Source organism: Candidatus Berkiella cookevillensis (assembly GCF_001431315.2).
Lineage (GTDB): Bacteria > Pseudomonadota > Gammaproteobacteria > Berkiellales > Berkiellaceae > Berkiella_A > Berkiella_A cookevillensis.
The window spans coordinates 806,030-819,081 of sequence record NZ_LKHV02000001.1; the positions used below are offsets into that span (position 1 = coordinate 806,030).

7 protein-coding genes are annotated in these 13,052 nt (G+C 38.4%); 2 read left to right on the plus strand and 5 right to left on the minus strand.

What is annotated here, in order from left to right; translation table 11 throughout:
* Positions 1-218 precede the first annotated feature (218 nt).
* From CC99x_RS03630 to CC99x_RS03650, 5 genes are read right to left on the minus strand one after another with little or no spacing between them, the layout of a single operon-like run.
* Positions 219-3,335: an efflux RND transporter permease subunit gene (locus CC99x_RS03630; RefSeq protein WP_057625349.1), complete on the minus strand. Its 3,117-nt coding sequence runs from the start codon at positions 3,333-3,335 to the stop codon at positions 219-221.
* Positions 3,332-4,429 carry an efflux RND transporter periplasmic adaptor subunit gene (locus CC99x_RS03635; protein ID WP_057625348.1) on the minus strand — a complete coding sequence of 366 codons (1,098 nt, stop codon included), beginning with the start codon at positions 4,427-4,429 and terminating at the stop codon, positions 3,332-3,334. Before CC99x_RS03635 ends, CC99x_RS03630 begins: the two co-directional genes overlap by 4 nt.
* 3 nt (positions 4,430-4,432) lie before the next feature.
* The gene (locus tag CC99x_RS03640) at positions 4,433-5,959 is read right to left on the minus strand and encodes a SpoVR family protein (RefSeq protein ID WP_057625347.1); all 1,527 of its coding nucleotides are present in this window, start codon (positions 5,957-5,959) and stop codon (positions 4,433-4,435) included.
* 33 nt (positions 5,960-5,992) lie between these two features.
* Complete coding sequence (locus CC99x_RS03645) at positions 5,993-7,261, minus strand: YeaH/YhbH family protein (protein WP_057625346.1); 1,269 nt, start codon at positions 7,259-7,261, stop codon at positions 5,993-5,995.
* Positions 7,262-7,273: 12 nt separating this feature from the next.
* Complete coding sequence (locus tag CC99x_RS03650) at positions 7,274-9,199, minus strand: PrkA family serine protein kinase (protein ID WP_057625345.1); 1,926 nt, start codon at positions 9,197-9,199, stop codon at positions 7,274-7,276.
* Between the two features lie 192 nt (positions 9,200-9,391).
* Here CC99x_RS03650 and pepN point away from each other — a divergent pair, with 192 nt between their 5' ends.
* Together pepN and CC99x_RS03660 are read left to right on the plus strand one after the other, a co-directional pair.
* Positions 9,392-12,040 (plus strand): aminopeptidase N, encoded by a 2,649-nt coding sequence (pepN, locus tag CC99x_RS03655; protein WP_057625344.1) that lies wholly within the window; start codon positions 9,392-9,394, stop codon positions 12,038-12,040.
* Positions 12,041-12,258: 218 nt separating this feature from the next.
* Positions 12,259-12,966 (plus strand): fumarylacetoacetate hydrolase family protein, encoded by a 708-nt coding sequence (locus tag CC99x_RS03660; RefSeq protein ID WP_057625343.1) that lies wholly within the window; start codon positions 12,259-12,261, stop codon positions 12,964-12,966.
* Positions 12,967-13,052 lie beyond the last annotated feature (86 nt).

Below are 13,052 nucleotides of genomic sequence, written 5' to 3' on the forward strand. Positions count from 1 at the left end.
CTGTTACTTAGTCAATTTGTAATGATAAATAGCTGAGTAAAACATATGTGCAGATACACTAAAACTATTGTTTCCTAATTAATTGAATTTAATAATAAATTTTTTAAATTTATATCGTATTTTAAAGAATACGACTTAATAGTTTTATCGTTGCCTCAATATTAGACAATTAACTAAATGCATATAATTAGCTTTTTAACTTATTAGTTTTTCAAAAATTAGGACTTAGGACTTTCTTTTAGCAACTCTTCTAATTGATGTGTAACCGCTAAAGGCGTGCTGGTGTTTTTGGCAAACAGCTGATACACAACAGGTATGATGAAGAGTGTGAAAAAAGTCATAATGAGCACACCAAAGAGAATCACAAGTCCAAGCACATAGCGCGTTTCAGCGCCTGCCCCAAAAGAGTAAATTAATGGCAGTGCGCCTATGATAGTTGTTGTAGATGTCATGATAATGGGGCGAAATCTAATTTTCGATGCCTCAATAATGGCATTATAAAAACTTAAACCCTCATCTCGTAATTGATTGATAAATTCAACAATCAATATACCATTTTTGGTTGCAAGCCCTACTAACATAATAAGCCCAATTTCACTGTAGATATTGAGTGTTTGGTTGAAGAGCCATAATCCAAGCAAAGCACCAAAGAGTGCTAAAGGAACGGTGAACATAATAATGAAAGGGTGAATAAAGCTTTCAAATTGTCCTGCCAATACTAAAAAGACAACGATTAACGACAAGATAAAAATATAAAATATTGAAGAACCTGATTCTTTATAATCTAAAGATTCGCCTTTATATCCGATTGATATCGTATCGGATTTGCCATTTTGTGCATCTTTAACGATTGTTTCAAGATAGTTCAAAGCATCGCTGAGCGCATATCCCTGAGCAAGATTTGCGTCTATCGTAATACTTCTTAAGCGATTGTAACGATTTAAAGTGGCTGCATCCGCAGATTCTTCAAGTGTGATGAGATTCGAAAGAGGGATGAGTTGATTGCTAAGATGCGAACGAACATAAATATTACTAATATCAATCGGTGTTTTCTGGAGTGTTTTTTCACCTTCAATGATGACATCGTATTCTTCACCACGTTGCGTGAAAGTCGTGACACGTCTAGAGCCTAATAAGCTTTCAAGACTGCGATTGATTTCAATGAGGGGCACACCCAAATCGCCAGCCCGATTACGATCAATTTTTATGCTGATTTGTGGCTTTGTTTCTTTATAGTCATAATCAATATCAATTAATTTATCATTTTCTTTAACTTTTTCTAAAATAATATCGCGTATTTGAGCAAGCTCTTCATAGGTGGCACCCCCTAGCACAAATTGAACGCTTTTATTGGTGCCGCGCGATAATCCTTGTCGCACAACCGGGAAAATATTAACACCCACTAAGTCTTTAGTCAGCTCTTGTAATTCTTTGACATAATCCCAAATAGGTTTTCTGCCAGATGCCCAATCATTCAGAACAATAATACCGATACCTGTATTAAAAGAGGCCGTATTGTTGAGTGATCGTGGCGCTCTAATAAGCAAACGATTAAATTCACCTGTTTCAACATATTTCATTAATCGCTTTTCGATTTCGTTCATATGTTCAGTCATATAAGCATCAGAAGTACCTTCTGGCCCTGAGATACTAAGAAAAATAACACCTCTATCTTCTTTAGGGGTAAACTCAGCCGGGATTGTTTTGACTAAGAAATAGCAAGCAATAGCTATACTGAAGAAGGTTAATAAAATGAAAAAAGGTTTTTGCAGAAAATATTTTAAAGAAGATATGTATTTTTCTCGTGCATAATCAATAAAGCTATCCATCCAACGGGTGAAAAATATTTTACGCTCAGATGAAGAGAGTATTTTAGAAGACATCATGGAGCACAAGGTGAGTGCTACAAAGCTGGAGAAAATAACCGATGCTGCCATTGCAACAGCAAATTCCGAAAATAACCTGCCAACATTACCTTCCAAAAAAGTGATAGGTACAAATACTGCTACCAGCACAAGTGTTGTTGCAATCACAGCAAAGCCTACTTGGCGCGTGCCTTTAAGGGCTGCAACTAATTTATGTTCGCCGTTTTCAAATCGACGATGAATGTTTTCTAATACAACGATGGCATCGTCTACGACTAATCCAATTGCAAGAACAAGTGCAAGTAAGGTGAGTAGATTTATTGTGAAGCCAAAGGCAAACAAGATAATGTAAGTTGCAATGAGTGAGACAGGTAATGTCACAGCAGGAATTAGCATGGAGCGGATACTACCTAGAAACAAATAGATAATGATAATCACTAAGCCCATTGCCACAAATAAAGTAAAATATACTTCATGAATAGCACTATCAATAAAAACGCTGCTATCGTAGCTTTGTGCAAGCTGCATTCCGTCAGGTAACTGTTGATTGATGCTTGCAAGCTTCTCTTTAGCGAGATGTGCAACGGTAAGTGTATTCGCTGTTGATTGTTTAATGATGCCTATGCCAATCATAGGTGCGCCATTTCCTCTAAAGAAGCCGCGCTCTTCAACGGGGGCAATCTCTACACGTGCTACATCCTTTAACCTAACAAGATAACCATCTTCGCCCTTGGCTAATACTAAATCTCGAAATTCATTTTCAGAAACAAAAGGTCTTTTTATGCGCAGTGTAAAGTCTCTTTGAATAGACTGTAATTGGCCTGCTGGCAGTTCTATATTTTCTGAGCGTAATTTTTGTTCTATGTCTTCAACGGTAAGATTACGTGCAGCCAGCGCTTTTCTGTCTATCCAGATGCGTAGCGATTTATCTTTTGCGCCCGCAATACGTACTCTTGCAACACCATCTAAGGTTGAAAATTGATCAACAAGATAGCGATTTGCGTAATCTGTAAGCTCCATGACGGACAGGTTAGTAGCTGAAAAATTGAACCAGACGATGACGTCATCATCTGCACTTGCTTTTTGAATTTCAGGCGCATTAACTTCTAGGGGCAGCTCATCGAGTACTGTTGAAACGCGATCACGAATATCATTGGTTGCATTGTCAATATTTTGGCCCGTTTGAAATTCAATAGTAATTTGTGAGCGTCCATCTTCACTGCTGCTTGCGATAGAGCGTATGCCTTGTACGCCAGCTATTCTATCTTCGATAATCTGTGTAACACGTGTTTCTACAATACTTGAAGATGCGCCCGGATAGAGAGTGCTAATAGAAACAACAGCAGGATCAATATTAGGGTATTCTCTGAGCGGTAATTTATAAAAAGAGACAATGCCAAATACAACTAAGAGGACATTGAGTACAATGGCTAATACAGGACGTTTAATAGAAATGTCAGATAAGATCATATCGGGGTGGTGGCACTATTAGTTTTTAAATAATGATCGTAAGGTATTTCTTCAATATTGACAGTTTGGTCAGGTTGTATACGGGTGAAACCTCTGATAACTACGTTTGCATTAGGCTCGATACCTGATAATGCTTCAACCCAGCCTGGTTTTCGTACACCGATTGTGATTCTTTTTCTTTCAATCTGATGATTGTCATCTCGTACAACATGGACAAAATGCTCTGATTTCAGCTGTGTAACTGCTTCCTCAGGGATAAGTATGGCATTACGTTTATTTTTTAAAAGCTGTATGGACATTAAGAGTCCTGGTTTGATTGATAAATCGGGGTTGGGAAGTATGGCTCTGATTTCAATGGAGCGCGTGCTGGGATCGACGCGAGAACTTATCTTTGTGACAGTGCCTCGAAAAATCTTATTGTCAAAAGCGTCTGCTGTTGCATAAATAGTTGAGCCTTCTTTCAGTACCGTTAGATAAGAAGAGGGTACAGAGAAATCAAGCTTTATTTGACTGATATTATCTAAGGTTGTAATAACATCACCGGGTCGAACAAGTGAGCCAACACTTATTTTCCTAAGGCCAAGTATGCCATCAAAAGGAGCGCGTATTGTCCTATCTCTGATTTTTGCATTTATTTCACTAAGGCGATATTTTGAGATAGCAACTAAGGTTTTTCGAGCATCAAATTCTCGCTGAGCTGTGGCGTTACGTTTAAGTAAGTCATTGAGTCTCTTTAGCTCACGCTCATGTTCTAATAATTGAGCTTCAATACCTTGTTTTTGAGCCAGTTCTTCTTCTTGACTTAACCTGACCAGCACGTCACCTTTTTTTACAAATTGCCCATCCTTAAAGCTAATCTCAGATATTGTGTCTGTTACATCCGCAGTAATGTTAACGGCTTCATCTGCATAAGTAGTACCCAATGCTTCGATTTCATCGGAAATATCTTGAGTTTGAACTCGGATAGTTTTAACAGTGATCAGTTGATTGGTCTGAGCTTTATTCGTTTCGATTGAGCTTTGAGATGAATAAAGCCAGACACTTGCGCCGCCAATGATAAAGATAGAGAGTAAAATATAATATTTTGCTTTCATATCTTATTCAGTTGTTACAGGCTTTGGAACAGGCGGGCACTGATAAGTCATCAATACTTTTCCATTTTCTTCTAAGGTTTCAAGTTTAACGGGGAAGCCCCATAAACTATATAAATGCTTTAGAACCTCTTGCGTTGTTTCTTCTGCTAAAGGACGTCTATTATGTTGGGTATAACGAAGTATTAAAGATCGATCACCTCGTCTGTCAACATGATAAACTTGAATATCTGGTTCAATATTACCAATGTTATAATGTTCAGAAAGCGTTTGTCTTACTTTCTGATAGCCTTCATCGTTGTGAATGGCATTTACCTCTAATGATTCTTTCTGATCATTATCCAGAATGAAAAATAATTTTAGATCCCTCATTACTTTGGGGGACAGATATTGGGCAATGAAACTTTCATCTTTGAAATTTTTCATTGCGAAATCGAGTGTTTCTAACCAGTCTGAGCCAGCAATATCTGGGAACCATTTTCTATCTTCATCGGTTGGATTTTCACAGATTCGTTTGATATCTGTAAACATCATGAAACCCAGTGTATAAGGATTAAGTCCAGAATAATAAGGGCTATCAAAAGGAGGTTGGTAAACGACATTGGTATGGCTGTGTAAGAACTGCATCATAAAATCGTCGTTCACAAGACCTTCTTCATACATTTGATTAATAATGGTGTAATGCCAAAAGGTGGCCCAACCTTCATTCATTACCTTTGTTTGCCGTTGTGGATAGAAGTATTGCGCCATTTTACGCACGATGCGAATGAGTTCTCGTTGCCAAGGCTCTAAGAGTGGTGCATTTTTTTCAATGAAATACAAAATATTTTCTTGCGGTTCTTCTGGGAAATGTTGTTCTTTTTCTTCTTTTTCTTTTAAGGGGGAGGTAGGCAAGGTGCGCCATAAATCATTGACTAAAGATTGCAAATATTCAGAACGTGTCGCTTGGCGTGCTTTTTCTTCTCTCAGGGAAATTTTGTAAGGTCGTTTGTACCGATCAACACCTTGTCCCATTAAAGCATGCGCTGCATCTAATGTTGCTTCTACCATATCAATACCGTAGGTTTCTTCACATTCAGCAACGTATTTTTTAGCAAAAACTAAGTAATCAATAATGGAGTCTGGGCTTGTCCAGGTTTTAAATAAGTAGTTATTTTTAAAGAAAGAATTATGGCCATAGCAAGCATGTGCAATAACAAGCGCTTGCATAGGCAGTGTGTTTTCTTCCATCAAGTAAGCAATACAGGGATTTGAATTAATGACTAATTCATAAGCAAGACCCATGTAGCCACGCTTGTAACTTTTTTCTACATTTAAAAATTGCTTACCAAATGACCAATGGTTATATCCGAGTGGCATACCTACGGATGAATAAGCATCCATCATTTGCTCTGCGCTAATCACTTCTACTTGATTGGGGTAAGTATCGAGTTTGAAATTTTGCGCAATACGGGCGATTTCTTTGTCGTATACTTCAAGTAGTTCATAGGTCCACTCAGAAGAGTCAGAGATTACTTTATTTTTTTTTACCATAGCGTGGCCTTTTGGGTACAAAATATTTATGGTTTAGGCGAATTCTTGCTTTTTGAACAGCTCTCTGAATACAGGATAAATATCCTTTAGATTTTCAATATGTTGCATAGCGAAGTTTGGACAGCTGTCTTTCACGGCTAAATAAGCTTCCCATAAACTTTGATGGTGTCTTGGCATTATTTCCACATATGCAAAATATTGGACATAGTCCATGATGCTGTTCATCAGTAAATCGCGACAACGCGGTGAGTCATTGTTCCAGTTATCACCATCTGATGCTTGTGCGGCATATATGTTCCAATCTGAAGTGGGGTAGCGTTCTCTCATCACATCGTTCATGAGTTCCAGAGCGCTTGATACCACGGTGCCACCTGTTTCTCGTGAGTAGAAAAATTCTTCCTCATCTACCTCTTTTGCAGAGGTGTGATGTCGTATAAACACAACTTCAACATTTTCATAACTTCTTGATAAGAACAGATAGAGTAAAATAAAAAAGCGTTTTGCAATGTCTTTTTTTGCTTCATCCATACTGCCAGAAACGTCCATTAAGCAGAACATAACCGCTTGCGTTGACGGCAGAGGGCGTTTTATACGATGAAAATATTTTAAATCAAAGGGATCAATGAAAGGAATAGCATTGATTCGTGTTTTTAGTTCTTGTATTTCTGTTTCAATAACAGGAATTTGTTTGGAATTTGGATCTGTTTGGCGCAATGTAGATAATTGGGCCTCTAATTCTTCTATCCGAGTTTTTTTAGGCGCACCTAAAGCAATTCTTCTGCCTAAAGCGCCTCTTAATGAACGAATAATATTAATGTTTGCAGGGATACCTTCTTGAGTGAATCCTGCACGCACCATTTTATAGGATGGAATTTTTGCAATTTGTGTTTTTATCAAATTGGGCAGTGCTAAATCTTCAAAAAACAATTCTAAGAATTCGTCTCTGGATATTTCAAAGACAAAATCATCCGTGCCTTCCCCGGATTGACTGGCTTGGGAGCCTTTGCCACCACCTTTGCCGGAGGGCGGGCGTTTAATGAGATCGCCAGGAATGAAATCTTTATTACCAGGCAGAATAATATTACGAACGCCACCATCCCCATAAGAAAAGTTAGGCTCAGAAGTATCTCGAGCAGGAATGGTAATTTTTTCACCAGCCTCATCTATTTCTTTGATACTTCTGCCGGATATAGCATTTCGCACAGCCTCTTGAATTTGCTTTTTAAACCGACGCATAAAACGTTGTCGGTTTACAGCACTCTTATGACGCCCGTTAGGGCGTCTATCGATAAATCGAGACATATCAAAACCTACTTATGATGATTTACGAACGCGCAAATACCATTCGCATAGTAAGCGCACTTGCTTGGGTGTATAACCCTTGTCGACCATTCTGTCCACAAAATCTTGATGCTTTCTTTTCTCGTCAGCAGAAGCTTTTGCATTGAAAGAAATGACCGGCAGTAAATCTTCAGTATTGGAGAACATTTTCTTCTCAATCACGACTCTTAATTTCTCATAGCTTGTCCAGCTTGGATTTTTACCGCGATTATTAGCACGTGCTCTTAGCACAAAATTTACAATTTCATTTCTGAAATCTTTAGGATTACTAATACCTGCAGGCTTTTCGATTTTTTCAAGTTCATCATTGAGCGAACGTCTATCTAAAATTTCACCTGTATCTGGATCTCTGTATTCTTGATCTTGAATCCAGAAATCTGCATAAGTGACATATCTGTCAAATATGTTCTGGCCATATTCAGAATAAGATTCAAGATAGGCCGTTTGAATTTCTTTACCGATAAATTCAACATATCGTGGCGTTAAATAGCCTTTGAGATAGGAGATATATCGTTCATGTACTTCCGGTGGAAATTGTTCGCGTTCAATTTGCTGTTCTATGACATACAGTAAATGTACAGGGTTTGCAGCAACTTCTGTGGTATCAAAGTTAAATACTTTTGAGAGTATTTTGAACGCAAAACGTGTTGATAGGCCATTCATCCCTTCATCCACACCGGCAAAATCACGGTATTCTTGATAAGATTTTGCTTTGGGATCGGTATCTTTCAGATTTTCACCATCATAAACACGCATTTTTGAGAAGATGCTTGAATTTTCTGGCTCTTTCAGTCTTGATAAAATTGAGAATTGCCCCATCATTTTTAAGGTGCTAGGTGCACAAGGCGCATCTTTCAAAGAGCTGCTTTGTAACAGTTTTTTGTAAATTTGAACTTCTTCGGTTACGCGTAAGCAATAAGGAACTTTAACAATATACACGCGGTCTAAGAGCGCTTCATTGTGTTTGTTGTTCTTAAAGGTTAGCCATTCTGATTCGTTTGAGTGTGCTAAAATAATGCCATCAAAAGGAATAGAAGCAGTACCTTCTGTGCCATTATAGTTACCTTCTTGGGTCGCTGTTAATAATGGGTGTAGTACTTTAATAGGGGCTTTAAACATTTCCACGAATTCTAAAACACCACGGTTCGCGCGAGATAAACCACCTGAAAAGCTGTAAGCATCGACGTCATGCTGCGCATATTTTTCAAGCATGCGGATATCCACTTTACCGACCAATGAAGAAATATCTTGATTGTTTTCGTCGCCAGGTTCCGTTTTTGCAATAGCAACTTGTTTTAAGCGAGAAGGCCATATTTTGATAACCTTAAATTGATTAATATCGCCATTGAATTCGTGTAGGCGTTTCACTGCCCATGGTGACATGATTGTTTCGATGTATCGCTTAGGAATGCCATATTCTTCTTGTAAAATAGGGCCATCTTCTTCTGGATCGAATAATCCGAGGGGAGATTCATAAATAGGAGAGCCTTTTAATGCATAAAAGGGGATTTTTTCCATGAGCGCTTTTAATCGCTCTGCTAAAGAGGATTTACCGCCACCAACAGGCCCTAAGAGATATAAAATTTGTTTCTTTTCTTCTAAACCTTGTGCGGCATGTTTTAAGAAGGACACGATTTGTTCTATAGGCTCTTCCATTCCATAGAATGATTCAAAAGAGTCATAAAGTTTCATAACTTTGTTGGAAAAAATACGGCTTAAGCGTCTATCCTTGCTTGTATCCACTAATTTGGGTTCGCCAATTGCCTCAACAAGTCGTTCTGCTGAATTGGCATAAGCCATACGATCTTTTTTGCAAAGATCTAAGTATTCCTGAAGTGTTAATTCCTCATCGGCATGTTTACCATCGTACCGATCTTTAAAACTGCTTAGAACGTCCATTTGCTCTCCTTAAATTAAGCAGGATGATTAAGTTTATTGTATGTCTGTAACTAAATCAGAAGCAACTAAATATAATAATATTAGTTTGAAAGCATTAAAAATTTACCTCTAGTGCCAGGATAGGGCAGAGTAGATTCAACCTGCGCGAAAGGTTATAGTGAACCCAAATTCTAATCCAGAGCAGAGAAAAAAATGAAAACAAATCAGCCTAATGCAGTCCATTTAAAAGCCTACACAGTTCCAGATTTCTTGGTTGAAAACATAGACTTAAATGTTGATTTGCAAGATGAAAAAGCCATTATTCGTTCTGTCATGCATATCAATCGTAATCAGATGTCAGGAAAACATCAACGACTGCTCATATTAAATGGCGAAACCTTAAAATTATTATCTATCAAGTTAAATAATATTCCGCTGACAGCCTCGGAGTATCAACGCGATGAAAAAACATTGACACTTTTAAGTGTACCGGATTCCTTCCAACTTGAAATTGAAACGGAAATTTATCCACAGAAGAATCTAGCGCTCAGTGGTTTATATCGCTCTGGCGAATTATTTTGTACCCAATGCGAAGCAGAGGGCTTTAGAAGAATTACTTACTATCTGGACAGACCAGACGTAATGGCACCTTTTACAACAACGATCAGCGCGAACAAGCAGCAATACCCTATCTTACTCTCCAATGGCAATTTGATTGATAAAGGTGAACAAGGTGATAGACATTGGGTAAAATGGCAAGATCCTTTCAAAAAGCCGGCTTATCTCTTTGCTTTAGTGGCAGGGGATTTAGCACATATTAATGATCATTTTGTGACCGCGTCGGATAGAAAAATAGAACTTGTCATCTATGTTGAAAAACAAAATATTCATAAATGCCAATATGCCATGGAATCATTGAAGCATTCTATGAAATGGGATGAAGAGAAATACGGTCGTGAATATGATTTAGATATTTACATGATTGTTGCTGTGAATGACTTTAATATGGGTGCAATGGAAAATAAAGGTCTAAACGTTTTCAATTCCAAATACGTTTTGGCAGATATGGATACCGCAACGGATACTGATTTTATGGGTGTTGAAATGGTTATTGGCCATGAATATTTCCATAACTGGACGGGTAATCGAGTTACTTTAAGAGATTGGTTTCAGTTGAGTTTGAAAGAAGGCCTTACGGTATTTCGTGAACAACAATTTTCTCAAGATATGGGTAGCACAGTTGTAAAACGTATTGATGATGTGAGACAAATCCGTACACGTCAATTTGCGGAAGACAGTGGGCCAATGGCGCATCCCGTTAGACCTGATTCTTATATTGAAATTAACAATTTCTATACGATGACGATATATTACAAAGGAGCTGAAGTAATCCGTATGCTCCACACTATGTTGGGTGAGCGTAAATTTAGAAAGGGTATGGATTTGTATTTTCAGCGTCATGATGGTCAAGCCGTGACCATTGAGCATTTGGTAAATGCAATGCATGATGCGAATCTCAATGATACGCAGATTGATTTTAATCAATTCATGAATTGGTATACGCAAGCGGGCACACCACGTGTTCATGTGACGCAGCAAAAAAATGCGCAAGACGGTAGCATTGTCTTTAAATTTGTTCAAACTTGCCCACCCACGCCTGAGCAAGAGACAAAGAAGCCATTTTTGATTCCCATCAAGATTAATTTATATGAGGAAAATGCTAAGAAAATTGACTTGTCAAATCATCCGCGTATCACTCAAACAGAAGCCGGTCATTACTTTATTCTATCTAAAAATGAAGATGAATTGATTATTAACAATGCGACACAGAAAGTAATCCCTTCTTTATTAGGCGATTTTTCTGCGCCCGTTAAATTAGAATATGCTTATGAAGAGCGAGAGCTTGCGTTCATTATCAAGCATGATGAAGACGGGTTTAATCGCTGGGATAAGAGCCAAGCCTTGAGTTGTGCATTGATAGAAAAGCTGCTTGCCTCGTCAGACACTTCTTTTGTTTTACCTGATATTTTTAAAGAAATTTATCAAGAGATATTATCTGATGAGAAAACAGATCCTGCATTGTTGGCTCAATTAATCGCTTTGCCTTCTTTTTATTATATTGCTGAAAACCTTATATCGATTGATGTGGAAAAACTAAATAAAATATTATCTGATTTACGCCAAGCAATTGCCGTTGAATTTAAAGATAAATTCATTCAAATTTACGAAAGATGTGCTCGTGAAGATAATGGGCATTTTGAATCTAAATATATAGGCTATCGCGCCTTGAAAAATATTTGTTTAGGGATGCTTGGTCGTGTTCACGATGAAAAAGTGATTGCATTGATAAAAACGCAGTATCGTAAAGCCAAAAACATGACAGATAGAATAGGAGCATTGTGGGCTATTAATCATTCTGCTCACGCGACAAGGCAAGTTTTACTTGATGAGTTTTATGATAAATATCAATCAGATAATTTGGTTGTTGATAAATGGTTTGCCTTACAAGCCCAATCTGAATTGCCCAATACTTTAGAAAAAATACAAGCATTGATGAAGCATAAAGCTTTTGATATGAAAAATCCGAATAAGATTTATGCATTGCTTCGAACCTTTGGTGCAAGCAACCCGATTATTTTTCATGAACCTAGTGGTAAAGGTTACCAGTTTTTAGCTGAACAGGTTATTCGATTAAATCAAGATAACCCGCAAGTGGCAGCCAGAATTTTGGAACCTTTAACACAGTGGAAGAAATTAGACAAAAAACATGCTGAGCTAATGAAAAGTTCTCTTGAGCTTATTAAAAAGCAAGAGAAGCTTTCGGAGGATGTGTATGAGATTGTCAGCAAATCTCTGATCTAGACTTCGTGATTAGCATTATGCTTTGTGCTTACGCTTCTCGCAATCCTTATGTACTGTTGTAGAAATGAAGATTGATCCGACCTTGTCAAAGGTATTTTGTGAAAGCTTTGCCTGTAACCCGCGCTAGTCGCGGGTTTCGTCTGCCTGTACCTACATCGCTAAACGCGTTAAAATATCAAGCATTAGAGCCCAGAAACTACGGTGCCATTTTTTAAACGATGTCCAACATTCCATATAAATCTGTATCCTATGTTATTGACCCGCCGCCGCGTGCGGAGCTGCATGTAAAGGGAAGCGAACAACTTTTTCCTGTGAACCGTGTATTCTGCATAGGCAGGAACTATGCCGCTCATGCTGTTGAGATGGGACATGATCCGGATCGTGAACCGCCGTTTTTCTTTTGCAAAAATCTCGACAACATTACATCTGATGGGATTTTTCCTTATCCGGCCGAGACGAATAGCGTTGATTACGAGATTGAACTTATCGTTGCTTTGGGAAAGGGTGGCACAAAAATTTCAGAAGTGGACGCACTTTCATATGTCTGGGGGTACGGCGTTGGCCTTGACATGACACGACGAGATCTTCAGGCCGAGGCTAAAAAACTGGGGCGTCCTTGGGAGGTTGCAAAAAGCTTTGATAAGTCAGCTCCCTGTAGCTCGGTTGTGTCGGCATCTATTATCGGTCATCCGACATCTGGAGCAATCACGCTGGATGTAAATGGCCACCGCCATCAGGAGGGCGACCTTAATCAGATGATCTGGAAAGTTCCTGAGATTATCGCTGTGTTATCGCGCTATTTGGAACTTCAGCCTGGAGACATCATTATGACCGGCACACCAGCTGGTGTGGGAAAGATTGTAAAGGGCGATCTAATGGAAGGTAATATTGATGGCATTGGTAGCCTGAGTGTGCGTGTGACCTGAATAAAGGTCAGATAGTTTCCTGATAATTCTCTTAAGTTGCGAACTTTGGAATGAATCTTATATGCTGACGACTTTCTTTATTGTAA